Raw genomic sequence first — 18,584 nt, 5'->3', positions numbered from 1 at the left:
GCTGATTGTACCAATGAAAATGAAAATTTTACCTATATCTATATTAGCAATACTTTCTCTGCAGAGTCTTGCCGCCGAAAATACCACATTAGTTGAACAAGAAAAGCAATGGGAACTGACAAGTGAAGTGGGTGCGATTGTTACAAGTGGTAACACAGAAACAACGACTCTGAAAGGTGCGCTTAAGGCGAAGCACAATTTAGAATCATGGCGAAATGAGTATAAACTTGACGGAATTTTTTCTGAAGGTGAATCGGAAAATGAAGATGGGGTAAAAGAAAAAGAAACCACCAGTCGCAAATATGAAATCTCATTGCAGGGTAACTATGAATTAAACGAAGAAAATAGCCATTTATTTATATATGGTTCTTATACAAAGGATCATTTTGGCGCCTATCGTAGTGAAGCTGTTTTCTCCGTTGGTTATGGCTTGAGGCTGTTAAATACACAAAATATGTATTTAGACGTGCAATTAGGTCCTGGTATCAAGCAATTTGAATATGCGGAAAGTGCAATTGATGAAAAAACAGGCTTATCACTTGCTGGAGAAACAGATAGTGAGGCTATTGGGTTAGCTAAGCTAGACTATCAATGGCAAGTCTCAGAAAATGCAAGGTTCACTCAGCTGGTAGGTATAGAGTACGGAAGTACAAATACAAAGACTATTTCTGAATCTGCATTATTAACGAAAATACACGGTTCACTTCAAATGAAAGTGGCGTATAACATAACGCACAATTCAGATGTAGACGAAGATAAAGAAAAAACTGATACCGAAACTTCCTTGACACTTGTTTACAATTTTTAACAGTGGGCGGTGAAAGGGTAACAAAAATATGACAAAAAAAAGGGCGTTTGGCCCTTTTTTTATAGGTTGCTTCTCGTGTAAAATGCGCAATCTTAAACTTTTGGTTTGCTACAGGGTGTATTTTTCAGATGTTATTTATAAGAATTACAGCTTTATTAATGCTTAGTTTCAGTGCAATCTCTGCAGCTTTTAATCCAACGCCTGAACAAATCGAACAGTTTTCTAAGTTACCTAAAGCACAACAGGAAGCGCTAGCAAAGCAATACGGTATTGACTTATCAACTATTAGAAACTTGAATACGAATTCAGCCCAAACAGTCTCTAACAATCAGAAAAATACAATAAAACCGCGCAATTCATCAACTATTGAAGAACAAGAAGATGAACTAAAGCCAGTAGAGCATACTTTAAAACCATTTGGGTATGATATTTTTTCAGGTGAACCAACCTCATTTGCCCCTGGAGAGTCAGCAGAAGTAACATCAGACTATGTTATTGGCCGTGGCGATGCAATTAATATCACTCTGTACGGTAAAGAAAGTGCGAGTCATACCTTAGTAATTGATAACGAGGGACGACTTTCTATTCCAAACTTCTCTCCCGTGCAAGTTGCAGGGCTTACTTATGAAGAGTTGAAGCAGTTAATTAAGAATAAAATCTCTCAAGAAGCTATTGGGCTTAATGTCTTTGTAGCTATGTCACAATTGCGCTCAATGAGGGTTATGATTGTTGGTGAAACATATAAGCCTGGCAGCTATACAGTTTCACCTTTATCAACGGTTACACATGCTTTATATGTAAGTGGTGGATTAACCGAAATAGCAAGTTTAAGAAATATACAAGTTAAAAGACAAGGCAAAACGATTGCGACCTTAGATTTATATGACCTATTGCTTGAGGGAGATTCTTCGGGCGACGTGAGTCTTCGCAGTGGTGATGTTGTCTTTGTTCCTTCAGTAGGTTCTCAAGTGAAGGTTGAGGGCGCAGTGAAACGAGAAGGTATTTTTGAGTTAAAAGATGACGATACAGTAGATTCTCTGATCAAAATGTTTGGCGGATTTAAAGATGATGCCTTTTTAGAGCAGGTTCAAGTTAAAAGAGTTGTTGAAAATTCGAGGCAGTCTATTATTTCGGTTGATTTTATAAATGGACTTGGTCTTTTTAAACCTAAAGGTGGAGACTCAATTAAAGTTAAGAGTGTCAAAAATGAGGTTGTCGACTCAATAACTTTAATTGGTGCTGTTGCTAGGCCAGGTCATTATGAATGGTCTAAGGATTTGGCATTCGACAATTTAATAAAAAGTATTCAAAACGACTTATTACCCCAAGCTGATCTCGGTTATGCAATTATTGTTAGGCAAGTTTCTAAGCTTGGTGAGATTGAAGTCATTCAGTTTTCAATTGCTGATGCACTTAATGGTAAGCGCGTATTTTTGAATAAAAACGATGAGGTTTATGTATTTAGCCGCTTCCAAACTCAAGAAGAAGAAGATAAAGCTCTAACGGACTTAGCTTTGACCAAAGATGAAAAAGAACTGCAAGAACGAGTGAAACTTTGGCATTTGTATGAAACGAGGCAGTTTGAAGAAAAAGTTATGCAGTGGCCAACTAGCGAAGAAGAGTTAGGATTGGAGGCAACAAAACTTGAAGATACACAGCCGGAAGAAAACTTAACCGTTTTTGGTCGTACAACCTTGCTTGAAACTGTGATCTCAAGATTGGAATACCAATCAACAGTAGGCCACAATAAAGCGGTTTTTGAGGTCTCGGGTGAAGTTAAGTTCCCGGGTGTTTATCCTTTAGCAAACAATACGACTACTTATAGTGCTATTCAGGCTGCAGGTGGATTACTTGAATCGGCATTTGTTGGCTTCGCGGAAGTAACAAGAGCGATTAATGATGGTAATGTAAGGCATATTAGAGTTGAGGATATCGATGCTCAGCCGTTAGCTGATGCGTTACTTTTGAAAAGTAGAGATACACTAAACGTTTTAATGCGTCCAGATTGGCAAGCCAGTTATAAAGTGCATTTAGCGGGAGAAGTCACTTTCCCTGGCACCTATACTGTGAAAAGAGGTGATACACTTGAGGGTGTTATTAAGCGTGCAGGCGGTCTAACCAAGTATGCAGAGCCTCGAGCTGCTATATTTACAAGAGAAGCTATCAAAGAGCAAGAAAAGCAACAGCTTCTAAAATTGTCTGAAGAGTTAAGAAAAGATATTGCTTCCAAGAGCTTTCAAAAGTCAATTGGTTCAAACACTTCCCTAAGCTATGAAGAAACAGACAAGCTATTGAAAGATCTTGCAAGTGTTGAAGCCTTAGGGCGGTTAGTAATTAATCTTCCAAGCATACTCGCACAACAAGACACACTCAGCCTACAAGATGGTGATAGTTTGTATATTCCTGGAAAACAAGAGTCGATTTCTATCATCGGTGAGGTGAACTATAGTTCTTCTCATTTGTTTAAGCGTGGTACTTCAATTGACGATTATATTAATTTAAGTGGTGGCTTAAAGGATCGTGCTGATGAGGATAAGGTATATGTTATAAAAGCCAATGGTGCGGTTTATATACCTAATAGGTCTAGTTGGTTTGCCGTTAATAATCAACATAACTTAGAGCCAGGTGACACTATTGTAGTTCCAATGGATGCGTCATATATGGATAACCTCACTCTGTGGAGCACTGCTACACAAATATTTTATCAGTTAGGCGTTGGCATCGCTGCTATTGCTAGAATCTAATCTAAAGAGTTATTATGAGCAATTTGATCAAAGGCGATGATATTAATTTAAAAGAACTTCTTTTCATTCTCTGGAAGAGTAAGTGGATATTCATTGGCATTACTTTCGTCTTTGCTGCGGCAAGTGTGTATGTAAGTGTATCCTTACCAAATGTGTATCAGTCAAATGTAGTTTTATACCCGCAAAAAGACAGTTCAAGCGGTGGTGTTTCTGGCTTGGGTGGTCAGCTTGGTGGGCTGGCGAGCTTAGCTGGGGTTAATTTACAGAACAATGACAAAACAGATCTAGCAATCGAAATACTTAAATCAAGAAAGTTTATAGATCAGTTCATAGTTGATCATGATTTATCTGTAAATATTTTGGCTGCAAAAGAGTGGTCGAAGGGTGAAAACAAGGTCGTTATAAACCCTGATATATATGATGAACGTAATAAGGTTTGGCTAAAAACGTTTTCAGATATCGAGTCAGATACGCCTTCTAAGCAAGAACTTTACAAGAAGTTTAGAGAACTTCTAAATGTTACCAGGCTCAAAGAGGCAGGCTTAGTTAGAATATCATTTGAGCACGTATCTCCCTATGTCGCAAAAGAGATAGTAGACAATTTGGTCATCGCTATTAATAACGTTATGAAAGAAGAAGTTATTGATAGCTCAGAGAAGAGTATTGCATTTTTAAGTGCACAATTAAGCAAAACAGACATCAGTAATATACAGAGTGTTTTGTATGAATTGATCGAAGATCAAGCTAAAAGCAGAATGTTCGCAGAAGTAAGAGATGAATACATTTTTAAAACCATTGACCCAGCTATTGTACCTGAAAAGAAGAGTTCACCGAACAGAGCTCTAATTTGTATCATAGGCACTTTTTTAGGGGCGCTGTTAGCGTTCATAATAGTCGTAGTTTCTTACTTTGTTAAGAATGAACATAAATCTTGAATAATAGGGTTGCTATAGTGGCTAAATTAGATAAAGACACAACAGTTTCTGTGAATGGTTTGAGTATAAAAAAGCGTTTTAGAACAAAAACACATGCCCTAAATCAAAAGACTATTTATGTTTATTGTCCTGATAATAGGTATGAGAAAATCCAAAACTTAGCTAAACAGTTTGATTTTGATGTTGTGATCAATGATTACTCAATTACTGACATTACGAGAAAAGTAATATGTCACTACGAAAGTGCTTTTTTATCCGAAGAGAAAAAAGCTTTTCTAGTAACAGCAACAGAACTCGGTGGTTGGGTTGAACCTCTGGTTAGCTATCTTGATGGACGTCTGGGTTATACTGAAGTTGAATTATTAGGTAGTAGTTATTTCTTGCATCAGAAAGCATTTTCAATTCTTTCTACAAAGAGAACTCAAATAGCAAAAAGAGTCATCGATTTAGCTGCAGCGATAACATTATTACTTTTTACTTTACCTATCTCGATAATTACAGCTTTGTTGATTAAACTTGAGAGTAAAGGACCTGTTTTTTATAAACAAAAAAGAACAGGTCTTTATAATGAAGAGTTTGAAGTAATTAAGTTTCGTTCTATGGCACAAAACGCTGAAGCCTCAGGGGCTCAGTGGGCAAAAAAAAATGACTCTCGAGTAACAAAAGTAGGTAAGTTTATCCGTAAAACACGTATTGATGAGCTTCCTCAAATCATTAACATTTTGCGTGGTGAAATGTCAATTGTAGGACCGAGACCAGAAAGAGAGTTTTTTATTAAAAACTTAGAAAAAGAAATTCCTTATTATCGCTTTAGGCATGCCGTTAAACCTGGTATTACAGGTTTAGCTCAAGTGTGTTTTCCATATGGTGAATCTCTAGAAGATGCAATTTGGAAGCATAAATATGATACTTATTATATAAAACACCATAGTACATTTTTAGATTTGAAAATTTTATTAAAAACTGTGAAAGTTGTGATCTTTGGGATGGGGCGCTAGAAAACTAGCTGCCTCAAGTTTATGTCAATACTAGAAAGAATAAAACTAAACCAGTTGTTCAGTTCACTATTGTTAGTGCTGTTAGTTTTTTCTATCTACAATAGAACTTTCTCTCTTGGCTTTGACATTCGTTTTATTGTTCTACCAATATTATTTATTGGCTTGTCACTAACATGTATATTGAAATTAAAGTACAAAGATTACTTTATACCCTCGGTCATTTTGATCGTTATAATGTTGTTGACATTAATTGTTGTTCAAGATCAATTGGCATGGCTGAACTCAGACTTATCTAAAAATAACTCAGTTTATAAAAACGTTCTTATTCTTTATTTTTATAATTTCTTAATTGTTATTTATTTAATTCTTAACAAAAACAATTTTAGCGAAAAGCTTTTTAAAAATAGTATTGTTTTTTCAAGTCTTTTTTTAGCATTTTCGTGTTTATACCAAGCAGTAGTTGGAGATCTTCCCCTTGTATCTGCTAGCTCTACTGGCGAAGTTTTTGAAGATAAAATATCTATATTAGGCGTCAGGCCAGCTGGTTATGCACATGACCCTAATTACACTTCATTACTAATGGTGTTTTCTATTTATGTAGTTTCAAAGTTTGAAAACAAAACTTTATTACATTACTCGTATTTGTTTTTATTTATTTTTATTTTGCTAGCTTCAGGTTCAAAGACAGTAATGATGATTTGCTTGTTACTGCTTGTTCGTCTGGTGTTTATAAAACTAAGAATAAAGCTACTATTTAATGTAGGATTTATATTTATCTCAGCATTTGGTTTGTTGATTTTGCTGTCGTTACTTGAGCAGCTTTCCACTTTTTCACAGAGACTAACAATGTGGAATTTGGCTATTAATGGATTTTATGAAACACCATTGCTAGGGCAGGGCATTACAGGCGTTAGGAGTTTACTAGCTCTAGATATGCGATATGTTCAGCCTCATAATGGATGGCTGGCTCTATTGGTTGACCACGGAATTTTTGTTTTCTCAATTATAGTTGCATTTATTTTAACTTTAATTTTTAAAGCACAGACTAGAGGTTTTAGGTATTTAATCGTTATATTTTGCTTCTTGTCTATATCAAATGAAATGTGGGTTTATCCTTACTGGGTACTTTTCCTTGTATTCCCATTTGTTTTTAAACTTAACTTAGGAACTAAAAATGTCTAATAATGACAATTTAGTCAGTGTATATATTCCATCACATAAACGCCCTGCAGAGTTGAAAGCTGCAGTGGAATCTGTATTAAGGCAAACTCATTCTAAAATTGAGTTAATTGTGGTGCTAGATGGCATATGTTCTGAGTCTGAAGCTTTCTTAATTGAGATATCAAGTACGGATAAGCGAGTTAAGTACCTGGTAAATGAACAGGCCAAAGGAGCTTGTAATGCTAGAAACAGGGCCATTTCCAGTGCAACTGGAGCATTTGTAACTGGTCTTGATGATGATGATATAATGGAACCTGATTGTATCAGTGAATACATCAAACATTGGGATTCAAAATTTGCATTTATTTGTGCTGCTTATTCTATATTTGGTGTTAATTCAACACGTTTTGAAGAGCGCAATGTAGAATATCATTTTGATAGTTTAGCTGAGAGAAACTATGTTGGAAATCAAATTTTCACTGAAACTAGCAGGTTAAAAGATGTATGTTTCGATGAAAATATGACTGCATGGCAAGATTATGATTGTTGGTTTAGGTTAGCTTTTGGGGTAAGTAAGCCATTTCTGAAACTAGGTAAACCGCTATATAAAGTTAATGTAGACCCAAATAGAGCAAGAATAACAACGGGTACAAGAACAGCTAAAGGTGCGCAGCAGTTCCTAGCCAAACACATAGACAATTTAGATGGGAAAGTTCAATTTTGGGTGTTTAGTGATTTAGTGAATAGAGGTCAGAAGATCCCTTTATGGTTAGTAATATCACTTTTGGGGACCTCACAAAGTAAAAGAGCGTTTTACTTTATGTTAAAACACTCAGCATTAGGTAGTTTAGTTTTTTCATTTAAAAACCTAATCGCTAAAATTAAGTCTTAATTAGAGAATATTGATGAAAGTTTTATACCTTTTAAACTCAAATGGTGTTGGTGGTGCTGAAGCATCCATTAGAAGAATGGTCGATAAAGGGTTTACCGACTCTCAAGTGGTATTGCTGTGGTCCCACAACAATGTACAGGAGAACTTTTGGGAAGGTAGGAGAATGACTCAACTTACTGATGAAAGCTCTCCGCTCTTAGGCTTTATCAAGTCGATTTTCTTGTTACCTAAGTTAGTAAAAAAAGAAAAGGTCGATGTCGTTCAGAGCCAATTGAAAGGTGCTGACTTATTGCTCTCATTTCTACTCTTCACGGGCTTAATGAAAAAAGACTTCACTTATCTTGTTAGTTTGCGTAACTCTTATGACTTTTATTATGGTAATGGGTTTGTTAATCGCTTTATTGGACGTATTCACAGGTATCTAATAAATAAAACTGCAGACAAAATAGTTGGTGTTTCTAAGCAAGATATTGATAGATTTACAAATGCATTTGGTAAAAAGTTTAGAGTGATAGAGAATTCTGTCGATATTACAAATTTTCAGACAAAGGACAGTCTTACAATAGGTTCGGATGTAAAAATAGCTCTTGTAGGAAATGTTAAGCATCGCAAAGGCTACGACAAGTTAAAGTACGTGGTAACTTACCTCAATTCGGCATTCCCAGAAAAGCACTTTGACTTCTCAATTGCAGGAGCTGTAGAAGATAATACCTACATGGAAGATGTAAAAGCGTTAGAGCAGGGTAATGTATCCATAAACTTTCTTGGTAAAGTCGAGAGAATTAATGACTTACTAGTGTCGTCTGACATTTTCTTATCGCTTTCAAGAGAAGAGGGCTTACCTATTTCAGTGTTAGAAGCGATGGCTTCTAGAGTTCCTATATTACTATCAAATATTCCTGCTCATAGCCTAATTCTTGAGCCGAGTGTTTCTGAGAGTATTTTATTTCAAACTGAGAATGAGCTTCAAAAGACTCTTCATCAGTTTGTCGAATCAGAAGAGCTAAGGAGTAAGGTCGTAAATGAGCAATACACAAAACTCACTCGAGATTTTAGTTTAGAGCGTATGTGCGAACAATATCTTCAAAACTATAAAGGTGAGAGATGACAAGACTGTTAATGATTACCAACTCAAGCAGCGGCGGAGGTGCTGAGAAGGTATTTAATAGTTTAGTAGAAGGTTTTAAAGGTGAGGGTAGTTTATCTGCGAGTCACCTTTACCTTCAAGGTGAGTCATCACATAAGTTATGGAAGCTATTTGCTATATTTAAGTTTATTTGGGTTTTGATTCGATTAAGGCCTGATGTAGTACAGTCTCATCTTCTATTCCCAAATATGTTGAATGTGGTCTTGTCGCGTGTATTTCGATATAAGTCACAAATTGTTTGCCATAGTAGTTTTGAACGCTTTAAAAATACTAAATTAGAAAAGGTAATTCGAGCCTTATATCGCGGTGCTCACTCCATTATCTGTGTTTCTAAAGAAATGGCTAATCAAGCAAAAGTATTTCTAGATAAAGCTGACGGTATAGAAACGATTTATAACCCTCACCTTTTGGCGACATATGAGGAATTATCTCAACAGCACTATGAGAAATACTTTGATAACTACTTCATAGTTGTTGGCCGCCTAATAAAGTCCAAACAGGTGAAGAGTATTATTGAGGTGTTACGTCAAGTTGATGAAACAGAGAACTTATTAATTGTCGGAAATGGTCCTGAATATGAGCCTCTTTCAAATTATGTGAACCGACTAGACTTGACTCACAGAGTTAAGTTTACAGGGTTGTTGAGTAACCCTTATCCTTACATCAAGAATGCAAAAGCAATGATTTTAGCTTCTGAAACAGAAGGGTTTCCAAATTGTTTAGTTGAAGCGTTCGCGTTGGGAGTACCTGTTATAACGTCTAATTGTAAAACCGGTCCCGCAGAGCTTTTAGGTGTATCTTATGAAGACACAGAGTTAAGAAGAGTTTATAAAAATAGTTTTATTTACCCTGTGAATGATGTAGGAGCACTCAAAAAATCTATTGAAGATTTTAATAGTTTACATACTGATTTAGAAGGGTTAAAGCTGGCTGTAGCTGCTCTAAACATAGATAATGTAGTGAAGCAATACATCGAATCTATTAAATTAACACTGACTACAAAGTCATAATTAAGCGCTTCACTATAGAGTACAGCTTAGGAGTCTTGCCTATGCTATGTATATCTAATAAAAGTTTTTATAGGAGTTTCACGTGAAAATACTTGTCACTGGTGGTGCCGGTTTTATTGGTTCTGCTGTAATCAGGCATATTATTACAAATACAACAGATGAAGTTTTAAATGTTGATAAATTAACGTATGCAGGAAACCTAGAGTCTCTAAATCCAGTATCATCTAGCTCAAGATATCAATTTGAACAGGTTGATATATGCAGCCGAGCTGAAATTGAGCGAGTATTCACAGCTTTTCAACCTGATGTAGTCATGCATTTAGCTGCTGAAAGTCATGTAGATAGATCTATCACCGGGCCGTCAGAGTTTATCCAAACTAATATTGTAGGTACATATAATTTATTAGATGTAGCAAGATTATATTGGTCTTCTTTGGAGGGGAAAAAGAAAGCGTCATTTAAATTTCATCATATTTCTACAGATGAGGTTTATGGAGATTTGCCGCACCCTGACGATGTTGAACCAGGCTCTGAGCTTCCATTGTTTACTGAAAAGACTTCATATGCACCTAGTAGCCCTTATTCAGCAAGTAAAGCATCTAGTGATCACTTGGTAAAAGCTTGGCATAGAACTTACGGCCTTCCAGTTATTATTACTAATTGTTCTAATAACTATGGTCCGTATCATTTTCCTGAGAAACTAATTCCTCTTGTTATTTTAAATGCTTTGGAAGGTAAACCATTACCTATTTATGGTAAAGGGGACCAGATCAGAGATTGGTTATATGTTGAAGATCATGCAAGAGCACTTCACACTGTTGTCACGCAAGGGCAAGTCGGGGAAACATATAACATCGGCGGTCACAATGAAAAACGTAATATCGAAGTTGTTGAGACGATATGTAAAATACTTGATGAATTGGTACCGAGCGATAAAAAGTATAGTGAACAGATCACCTATGTCGATGACAGGCCAGGACACGATAGGCGCTACGCTATCGACTCGAGTAAAATGCAGCAAGAGCTAGGTTGGGTGCCTCAAGAGAGTTTTGAGTCTGGTTTGAAAAAAACGGTTCAATGGTACTTAGATAACGCCCAATGGTGTGAAAATGTACAATCGGGCAATTATCAAAGGGAACGTCTGGGCGTAATCGCTGGTGAGGAATAAAAGATGAAGGGTATTATTTTAGCAGGTGGTTCTGGTACGAGGTTGTATCCAATCACAATGGGTATCTCAAAGCAATTGATACCAGTTTATGATAAACCAATGATTTATTATCCGCTGTCAGTGCTCATGCTAGCCGGTATTAAAGAGGTTTTGATTATTACAACGGCTGACGATTCCGAGGCATTTAAAAGACTGTTAGGTGATGGCTCTCAGTTTGGTATCGAATTAACATACACTGTTCAACCATCACCTGATGGATTAGCTCAGGCATTTATTTTGGGTGAGGAATTCATTGGTAGCGACGATGTATGTCTTGTATTGGGTGATAATATATTCTACGGTCAAGGCTTCTCTCCAAAATTGAAAAGGGCTGTTGAAAATGCAAAAGATGGAAAGGGCGCCACTGTTTTTGGCTATCAAGTGAAAGACCCTGAAAGGTTCGGTGTTGTAGAATTTGATGACGATAATAAAGCTGTCTCAATTGAAGAGAAGCCCCAATATCCAAAATCTAATTTAGCCGTTACAGGGTTATACTTTTATGATAATTCAGTTGTTGAATTAGCAAAGTCAGTGAAGCCATCTAAGCGTGGTGAATTAGAAATTACTTGCCTTAATGAACTATATTTAAACAAAGGTTTATTGAATGTTGAAATTTTAGGTAGGGGCTTCGCTTGGCTGGATACTGGGACGCATGAAAGTCTTCTTGAGGCGTCAGCATTCGTAGAAACAATCGAGAAGCGTCAAGGTTATAAAATAGCTTGTCTCGAAGAAATAGCCTTTAATAATGGATGGTTATCAACAGAGAAGCTTGAAGAGCAAGCCAAGAAGTTTGCTAAAAATGATTATGGTATGTACTTGAAGAGTATACTTTAACTATGTCATTCAATCTAACTAAACTAGATTGGGATAGTAACTTCTTTGCTAGGCCAATTTATGCTCTAAGGTTTGGTGAAAGCAGTAATAATTTAACTACTGAGCATGGGGCATTGATAACTGCGAAGGTCGATGCAAAAGACTATGAAAGCGTTGATAAGCTAAATACACTAGGTTTTCAATTTTGTGAAGGTGAAATAGACTTTATAAAAAACCTTGAGGCTTCAACTGCCTCGGAACCCATCGAAAGTTATGTAGCCCAGCACTCAGATATTGAGTCTTTAGAAAGTCTTTGCTCTAGTCTATATGAAAATAGCAGGTTTAGAGCACCTTGGTTTACAGTATCTCAAAGAAACGAATTTTATGCGTTATGGATACGTAAAGCGGTGCAATCTGACTTTGATGATATCTGCTTAGTGATTAGAGAAAGTTCTGAAATAAAAGGTTTTGTATCTATAAAGATTCGAGATCATAAAGCTAGGATTGGTCTTATTGGCGTTCATAGTAAATTTCAAGGGCAAGGGATTGGAAAAGCATTATTGAAACTCGCAGAAGCGTATTGTGTGAAGAATAACGCTAAGTCTTTGTCTGTTGCTACACAAACAAGTAATGACGCAGCTATATTATTATATGGCAAGTCAAATTTTTTAACTCAAAGTATTTCATATTGGTTCTATAAGAATGATTCCATTTAATATTCCACCAAGTCTAGGGTGTGAGCTAGACTACCTTGGTAAAGCTATTGAATCAGGGAAACTGTGTGGCGACGGGCCATTTTCAAAAAAATGTGAAAAGTGGTTCGAGGAAGAGTTCAATACTCCTAGAGCATTACTTACTCCTTCATGCACTGCGTCGCTAGAATTGGCAGCATTATTGATTGATCTTAAAGAGGGAGATGAAGTCATAATGCCCTCGTATACTTTCGTGTCAACGGCAAATGCGTTTGCACTGAGGGGAGCAGTCATTAAGTTTGTGGATGTTGACCCTAGCACCATGAATATAGACCATAACTTGATAGAGTCCGCTATAACTGGCAAAACTAAAGCAATTGTGCCAGTACACTATGCTGGCGTATCATGCGATATGGATACTATCTTAAGCATTGCGCAAAAACATAACTTGTGGGTTATTGAAGATGCAGCTCAAGGGGTTATGTCTAAATATAAAAAACAGGCTTTGGGTACGATAGGTCATATTGGGTGTTTCAGCTTTCATGAAACCAAAAATTACTCTTCTGGCGGGGAAGGTGGTGCAATCTTAATTAATGCCCCTGAGTTAATAGAGCGAGCAGAAATTATTCGTGAAAAAGGTACTAATAGGAGCCAGTTTATCAATGGTTTAGTTGATAAATATACTTGGCAAGATATTGGTTCTAGTTTTTTACCTAGTGAGCTACAAGCTGCATTTTTATTTGCTCAGTTGCAGGCTGCTACAGAAATCAATAATAAGAGACTATCTATTTGGGATAGATATTATAGTGAGTTAGCTCAAGTACTCCCTCAATCAGTTTTGCCCCTCATACCAGAGGGTTGTGAGCATAATGCTCATATGTTCTATATCAAACTAGAAGACAAAGAGCAAAGAACTCAATTTATCCAGTTTATGAAAAATGAGGGAGTTGTTACACCTTTCCATTATGTTCCTCTTCATTCTAGCCCTGCTGGAAACAAGTTAGGAATGTTTAGTGGAGTAGATGCATATACAACTACAGAAAGTGAGAGATTAGTTAGGCTTCCTCTTTATTTCAATATGTCGGATGAAAATCAAAGTCGCGTCATAGAGACTGTTAAGAAGTTTTTTAGTTAGTAAATTATATATTGTTGAGATTAGATTAAGTGAAAGTTCTACATATTTCATCGGGTGATAAATTTATCGTCCCTTTTGTGCAGTTGGTAAAAGATAACTTCAAATTTGATGAACATCACTTTCTAATCTCAGAAGGTATTGCAGCTGACAAGGTTATGAGAGCAAAAAATATTTTTGTATCTGACAGTTCTCTAAGCTCAAAACTAAAACGTTTGTTACTGACCTTAATAAACATGCATCGTGCAGAGCGAGTTATCATACATGGCTTATTCGATAAAAAACTGATTTACCTTTTATTTTTATGCCCATGGTTGTTAAAGAAGTGTTATTGGTTCATTTGGGGAGGCGATCTATACACTTTTCAATCTGAATTTAAAACACTGAAATGGAAGTTTAATGAATTTATAAAGAGTACAGTAATTAAACAAATTGGAAATTTAGTTACGTATGTAAAAGGCGATATAGAAATTGCAAAAACAGTTTACTCGGCTAGAGGAAAACACCATGAGTGTTTGATGTATACTAGTAACCTATACAGTGAACTAAAAATACTAAATAATGCCGAGAATACAATACACATTCAAGTCGGCAATTCAGCAGATCCGAGTAATAATCACTTAGAGGTATTTGAGAAGCTTAAACCATTTGCAAATGAAAATATTCAAGTTCATGTGCCGTTGTCTTATGGTAACTCAAAAAACGCTGAAAAAGTAATTGCTGAAGGGACTAAGCTGTTTGGAGAAAAATTTAATCCGATGACAGAATTGCTTCCATTTGATGATTATTTGCTCTTTTTAAGTAAAGTTGATATTGCATTTTTTAATCACAATAGACAGCAAGCTATGGGAAACATAATTACACTGCTGGGGTTAGGGAAAAAAGTTTACATGCGTGAAGATACCAGCCATTGGGAACTTTTTGATTCTATTGGTGTAGATATTTTTTCTGTCAAAAAGTTTGGTGGATTAGATAAAGAGCAAATGATAAGCAATCAAAGGAAAATCCGTCAGTACTTCTCTAAAAGTAACTATCTAAGTCAGCTAGAAAGTATTCTTAATTGATGATATTTGAAAGCTTTTTATAAAATAAGCTCGTGCTAATATGAATATAAAGAAAATTGCTCAATTTGCGATAGGACCTGTTGCGGGTGCTTTACTTGGCTTTATCTCACTACCATTAATAACCTGGTTTTTTGCTCCTGAAGATGTGGGTCGAATTGCCATGTATAACATTGCATTGAGTTTAAGTGTTATGCTATTCAGCTTGGGATTAGACCAAGCTTATGTGAGAGAATACCACGAGTCATCAAATAAAATTCAGCTACTCAAGACGTCTTTATTTCCCGGCTTATTAATATTAACGACTTGCTTTTCAGTATCGTTATTATTTTCTAAGGATTGGCTGTCATCACTGCTCTTTGATCTTGAAAGCGGCTTTCTCTCACTACTGGTTATGTTGTCGATTTTTGTAGCATTTTTAGCGAGGTTCTTTTCACTGATATTACGAATGGAACAAAGAGCTTTGGCTTTTTCAATAGTACAAGTTTCACCAAAAGTTTTTCTTATTTCGCTGGTTTTAATTGCAGTCGCCATTTTAGCATCTCCTCAAACGCAAGATCTTGTATTAATAACCGCGTTATCTCAATTTCTTACTTTTTTTATTTTGTTTTATTTGATCAAAGACGCTATTTGGCAATTGCTGAAACAGCGTTTTGATTTTAATTTATTTAAAACTATTTTGGCTTATGGTTTTCCACTTATATTTGGGTCGCTCGCTTTTTGGGGCCTTACAGCGATAGATAAGGTATTGTTGAAAAAAATATCCGGCCTAGAAGAGTTAGGGCTATATTCAGTTTCTGTGAGTTTTGCGGCCGCAGCAGCCATTTTGCAAAATGTATTTTCAACTGTTTGGGCTCCGACAGTCTATAAGTGGGTTGCTGATGGGGAGAATTTAGACAAAATTCAAGATGTTCATCGTTACATACTTTTTATTGTTATTGTATTGTTTTGTCTTGCTGGATTATTATCCTGGATTGTGCCCTTCTTTTTACCTAGCTATTATGTTGAGGTACAATGGGTTCTTATATCCTGTTTAGGTTACCCTCTTTTATACACTCTCTCTGAAACCACTGTTGTTGGAATTAATGTTGCGAAGAGAACAGGCTTAGCAATGCTTTCAGCGATATTAGCATTTGTTTTTAACATAGCATTAAGTTTTATCTTGATCCCGGTTTATGGGGCGGCTGGCGCAGCCGCAAGTACTTGTGCGGCTTTCTTCTTATTCTTTTTGCTAAGGACTGAGTTGTCTGCCAGAGTATGGGTATCGTTCCCACGAACTTTGCTTTATGGATATACTTTTCTGTTAGTTTTTGGGGCATGTACAAGTACGCTCTTCGGTAAAGACTATGCAACATATAGTTATGTTTTTTGGTTTGTATTATTTGTAAGCTCACTTATCATTTTTAAGAAAGAGTTAGCATCCTTTCTGAGGTTTGTCGTAGCTAGAAAAAAAAGAGAGATTGCTTAAGGCTTAAATAGCTTATTCTGAGTTGTTATACTTAGGGATTGCTGAAATTTACGTAAAGTGAGTATTAAATGAAAATTACTGTGGTAGGGACTGGTTACGTCGGTTTATCGAATGCGTTGTTGCTAGCGAAACACAATCAAGTAGTTGCTTTAGATATAGATGAGTCAAAAGTGCAACTACTGAATGAAAGAACCTCTCCAATTGAAGATGTCGAAATTTCCAATTACTTAGAAGACGATAGTCTTGACTTTAAAGCGACGGTTGACCCGAAAGAAGCATTAGAGGGGGCCAGCTTCGTCATAATTGCGACTCCGACTGATTATGATGTTGTAACCAACTACTTTAATACGAGCTCTGTTGAAAGCGTCATAAAGACTGTATTAGATATAGAGCCATCAGCAACAATGGTTGTTAAGTCAACAGTACCTGTTGGCTTTATTGATTCAATTAAATCACAACTTAACATTGATAATATTATCTTCTCTCCAGAGTTCTTAAGAGAGGGTAAAGCCTTGTACGACAACTTATATCCATCAAGAATAATAGTAGGTGAACGCTCTGAAAGAGCTGAAGTTTTTGCTGGTCTATTGGAACAAGGCGCACTAAAAGAAAATATTGATGTACTTTTCACTGATGCGACAGAAGCTGAAGCAATCAAGTTGTTCTCTAATACATATTTAGCTATGCGAGTTGCGTATTTTAATGAGCTTGATAGCTACGCTGAATCACACGGTTTGGACACAAAGCAAATTATCGAAGGTGTTAGTTTAGACCCAAGGATCGGTACTCATTATAATAATCCATCATTTGGTTATGGCGGCTATTGCTTACCGAAAGATACGAAACAGCTTTTAGCAAATTATCAAGATGTACCTAACAATATGATCCGCGCAATCGTAGACGCTAATACAACCCGCAAAGACTTTGTTGCGGATGCAATTATTGCTAAGAGACCAAAGGTCGTTGGTGTATACAGGCTTGTTATGAAGTCAGGTTCTGATAATTTCCGAGCTTCAGCTATTCAAGGGGTTATAAAGCGCATTAAAGCTAAAGGTATTGAGGTAATCATTTATGAACCAACATACACAGAAAAGGAGTTTTTCTACTCTAAAGTGACTCAATCCATCGAAGAGTTAAAAGCAGAGTCTGATGTTATCATTTCAAATAGAATGTCAGATGAACTGAGTGATGTAGCCGAAAAGGTTTATACAAGAGATATCTTTGGGTGTGATTAATATGAGTACAACAACAGAAAAATATTTGGTTACAGGTGCTGCAGGCTTCATTGGTGCGGAAGTTTGCAAAAAGCTATTGGCTAAAGGGAATCAGGTCGTTGGTATTGACAATATCAATGATTATTATGATGTGAACTTAAAAAAAGAGCGCTTGAAACAAATACCAACGGAAAACTTTTCTTTTGTACAGCTTGATATAAGCAGTAGAAGTGATGTTGAAAAGCTGTTTCAATCTGAAAACTTTGACTTTGTGATCCATTTGGCGGCGCAAGCTGGTGTGCGCTACTCCATAGAAAACCCACATGCATATGCTGACAGTAATTTACTTGGCCACCTAAACATATTAGAGGGGTGTAGAAGTGCGAGAGTTAAGCATTTCGTATATGCTTCGTCTAGCTCTGTATACGGTTTAAACGAAAAGACCCCATTTGAAACATCAGATTCAGTTGATCACCCTGTTTCGTTATACGCAGCTACGAAAAAATCAAATGAATTGATGTCCCATAGTTATTCACACTTATATAACATCCCAACAACTGGGCTAAGATTCTTTACAGTGTATGGCCCATGGGGAAGACCTGATATGGCCCCATTTATTTTCACCAAGAAAATATTAGGTGGTCAGGTGATCGATGTTAATAACAATGGGGACATGTGGCGTGACTTTACTTATATTGATGACATTGTAGAAGGTATAATACGGGTAGTAGATGTCATTCCTTCACGAGATAAGGATTGGAAAGTTGAAAGCGGCAGTCCTGCAACCAGCTCAGCTCCTTATGCAGTTTACAATATAGGTCATGGTAGCCCGGTAAACCTTATGGATTTTATTAAGGCGATTGAATCAGAATTAGGTATAGAAGCGAATAAAAACTTTAGGGAAATGCAACCAGGGGATGTATATAAAACTTATGCTGACACAAAGGATTTGTTTGAGGCTACTGGCTATAAACCTAAAGTAGGTCTAACTGAGGGCGTAAAAAACCTAGTCTCTTGGTATAAAGATTTTTACGATATCGACTAATAGTACTGAACTATACTCACTTCTACTTTTGAATGCCGCCTATTATGGCGGTATCCAACTTTAACCGCAGCAACTCTCATTGTTTATTTTAATAACTAAGACTTTTTGTCTTCAAATTTTACTTCACGAAAAGTAACGATTTCGTGAGAGCCGTTTTTGTGGTTTTGCCGACGACTATTATCGCTCCAAGCTATTAAGGTCGTTATTGAAGACGACATAGCTCTAATGAGTACTCCTGTTAAGTGTTATGACTACTG

General features: G+C 36.4%; 16 protein-coding genes. All 16 read left to right on the top strand.

Going from position 1 to position 18,584, the window contains the following annotated elements; translation table 11 throughout:
• The first annotated feature begins 13 nt into the window (after positions 1 to 13).
• The 16 genes from QNM16_RS20585 to QNM16_RS20510 all read left to right on the top strand — a co-directional run bounded on the left by QNM16_RS20585 (position 14) and on the right by QNM16_RS20510 (position 18,327).
• A complete protein-coding gene (locus tag QNM16_RS20585; protein ID WP_284022284.1) occupies positions 14 to 808 on the top strand; it encodes a DUF481 domain-containing protein in 795 nt (264 codons plus the stop codon).
• A 128-nt stretch (positions 809 to 936) separates the two neighbouring features.
• Positions 937 to 3,552, top strand: coding sequence for an SLBB domain-containing protein (locus QNM16_RS20580; protein ID WP_284022170.1), 2,616 nt, complete (start codon positions 937 to 939; stop codon positions 3,550 to 3,552).
• Between the two features lie 14 nt (positions 3,553 to 3,566).
• Positions 3,567 to 4,487 (top strand): Wzz/FepE/Etk N-terminal domain-containing protein, encoded by a 921-nt coding sequence (locus QNM16_RS20575; protein WP_284022169.1) that lies wholly within the window; start codon positions 3,567 to 3,569, stop codon positions 4,485 to 4,487.
• 59 nt (positions 4,488 to 4,546) lie between these two features.
• A complete protein-coding gene (locus tag QNM16_RS20570) occupies positions 4,547 to 5,485 on the top strand; it encodes an exopolysaccharide biosynthesis polyprenyl glycosylphosphotransferase (RefSeq protein WP_417710410.1) in 939 nt (312 codons plus the stop codon).
• A gap of 21 nt (positions 5,486 to 5,506) precedes the next feature.
• Positions 5,507 to 6,667 (top strand): O-antigen ligase family protein, encoded by a 1,161-nt coding sequence (locus QNM16_RS20565; protein WP_284022167.1) that lies wholly within the window; start codon positions 5,507 to 5,509, stop codon positions 6,665 to 6,667.
• Positions 6,660 to 7,538 carry a glycosyltransferase gene (locus QNM16_RS20560; protein WP_284022166.1) on the top strand — a complete coding sequence of 293 codons (879 nt, stop codon included), beginning with the start codon at positions 6,660 to 6,662 and terminating at the stop codon, positions 7,536 to 7,538. The genes QNM16_RS20565 and QNM16_RS20560 overlap by 8 nt, the downstream gene beginning before the upstream one ends.
• A gap of 13 nt (positions 7,539 to 7,551) precedes the next feature.
• On the top strand, positions 7,552 to 8,646 hold the full coding sequence (locus QNM16_RS20555) for a glycosyltransferase (protein ID WP_284022165.1): 1,095 nt from the start codon (positions 7,552 to 7,554) through the stop codon (positions 8,644 to 8,646).
• Positions 8,643 to 9,695, top strand: coding sequence for a glycosyltransferase (locus QNM16_RS20550; RefSeq protein ID WP_284022164.1), 1,053 nt, complete (start codon positions 8,643 to 8,645; stop codon positions 9,693 to 9,695). Before QNM16_RS20555 ends, QNM16_RS20550 begins: the two co-directional genes overlap by 4 nt.
• A gap of 82 nt (positions 9,696 to 9,777) precedes the next feature.
• A complete protein-coding gene (gene rfbB, locus QNM16_RS20545; protein WP_284022163.1) occupies positions 9,778 to 10,863 on the top strand; it encodes a dTDP-glucose 4,6-dehydratase in 1,086 nt (361 codons plus the stop codon).
• 3 nt (positions 10,864 to 10,866) lie between these two features.
• Positions 10,867 to 11,736 carry a glucose-1-phosphate thymidylyltransferase RfbA gene (gene rfbA / locus QNM16_RS20540; protein WP_284022162.1) on the top strand — a complete coding sequence of 290 codons (870 nt, stop codon included), beginning with the start codon at positions 10,867 to 10,869 and terminating at the stop codon, positions 11,734 to 11,736.
• A gap of 2 nt (positions 11,737 to 11,738) precedes the next feature.
• Positions 11,739 to 12,431 (top strand): dTDP-4-amino-4,6-dideoxy-D-galactose acyltransferase, encoded by a 693-nt coding sequence (gene rffC, locus QNM16_RS20535; RefSeq protein ID WP_284022161.1) that lies wholly within the window; start codon positions 11,739 to 11,741, stop codon positions 12,429 to 12,431.
• Positions 12,418 to 13,542: a dTDP-4-amino-4,6-dideoxygalactose transaminase gene (gene rffA, locus QNM16_RS20530; protein WP_284022160.1), complete on the top strand. Its 1,125-nt coding sequence runs from the start codon at positions 12,418 to 12,420 to the stop codon at positions 13,540 to 13,542. The genes rffC and rffA overlap by 14 nt, the downstream gene beginning before the upstream one ends.
• Positions 13,543 to 13,571: 29 nt before the next feature.
• Positions 13,572 to 14,603, top strand: a complete 1,032-nt coding sequence (locus QNM16_RS20525; RefSeq protein ID WP_284022159.1) for a TDP-N-acetylfucosamine:lipid II N-acetylfucosaminyltransferase family protein — start codon at positions 13,572 to 13,574, stop codon at positions 14,601 to 14,603.
• A 40-nt stretch (positions 14,604 to 14,643) separates the two neighbouring features.
• The gene (locus QNM16_RS20520) at positions 14,644 to 16,068 is read left to right on the top strand and encodes a lipopolysaccharide biosynthesis protein (protein WP_284022158.1); all 1,425 of its coding nucleotides are present in this window, start codon (positions 14,644 to 14,646) and stop codon (positions 16,066 to 16,068) included.
• Between the two features lie 68 nt (positions 16,069 to 16,136).
• Positions 16,137 to 17,303: a nucleotide sugar dehydrogenase gene (locus QNM16_RS20515; RefSeq protein ID WP_284022157.1), complete on the top strand. Its 1,167-nt coding sequence runs from the start codon at positions 16,137 to 16,139 to the stop codon at positions 17,301 to 17,303.
• Between the two features lies 1 nt (position 17,304).
• Entirely contained in the window at positions 17,305 to 18,327 is a 1,023-nt protein-coding gene (locus tag QNM16_RS20510; protein ID WP_284022156.1) for an NAD-dependent epimerase, read from the top strand.
• Positions 18,328 to 18,584: the final 257 nt, after the last annotated feature.

Origin of the sequence: Pseudoalteromonas umbrosa, from assembly GCF_030125375.1 — a bacterium.
Taxonomy (GTDB): domain Bacteria; phylum Pseudomonadota; class Gammaproteobacteria; order Enterobacterales; family Alteromonadaceae; genus Pseudoalteromonas; species Pseudoalteromonas umbrosa.
The sequence above is the reverse complement of the archived record's forward strand: the minus strand, read 5'-3'. Positions and strand labels throughout refer to the sequence as shown.

Coding starts and splice junctions, on each gene's coding strand:
- rffA (WP_284022160.1), top strand. CDS start 12,418: ATGATTCCATTTAATATTCCACCAAGTCTAGGGTGTGAGCTAGACTAC.
- QNM16_RS20565 (WP_284022167.1), top strand. CDS start 5,507: ATGTCAATACTAGAAAGAATAAAACTAAACCAGTTGTTCAGTTCACTA.
- rffC (WP_284022161.1), top strand. CDS start 11,739: ATGTCATTCAATCTAACTAAACTAGATTGGGATAGTAACTTCTTTGCT.
- QNM16_RS20575 (WP_284022169.1), top strand. CDS start 3,567: ATGAGCAATTTGATCAAAGGCGATGATATTAATTTAAAAGAACTTCTT.
- QNM16_RS20580 (WP_284022170.1), top strand. CDS start 937: ATGTTATTTATAAGAATTACAGCTTTATTAATGCTTAGTTTCAGTGCA.
- QNM16_RS20550 (WP_284022164.1), top strand. CDS start 8,643: ATGACAAGACTGTTAATGATTACCAACTCAAGCAGCGGCGGAGGTGCT.
- rfbA (WP_284022162.1), top strand. CDS start 10,867: ATGAAGGGTATTATTTTAGCAGGTGGTTCTGGTACGAGGTTGTATCCA.
- QNM16_RS20585 (WP_284022284.1), top strand. CDS start 14: ATGAAAATGAAAATTTTACCTATATCTATATTAGCAATACTTTCTCTG.
- QNM16_RS20555 (WP_284022165.1), top strand. CDS start 7,552: ATGAAAGTTTTATACCTTTTAAACTCAAATGGTGTTGGTGGTGCTGAA.
- QNM16_RS20560 (WP_284022166.1), top strand. CDS start 6,660: ATGTCTAATAATGACAATTTAGTCAGTGTATATATTCCATCACATAAA.
- QNM16_RS20520 (WP_284022158.1), top strand. CDS start 14,644: ATGAATATAAAGAAAATTGCTCAATTTGCGATAGGACCTGTTGCGGGT.
- QNM16_RS20510 (WP_284022156.1), top strand. CDS start 17,305: ATGAGTACAACAACAGAAAAATATTTGGTTACAGGTGCTGCAGGCTTC.
- QNM16_RS20515 (WP_284022157.1), top strand. CDS start 16,137: ATGAAAATTACTGTGGTAGGGACTGGTTACGTCGGTTTATCGAATGCG.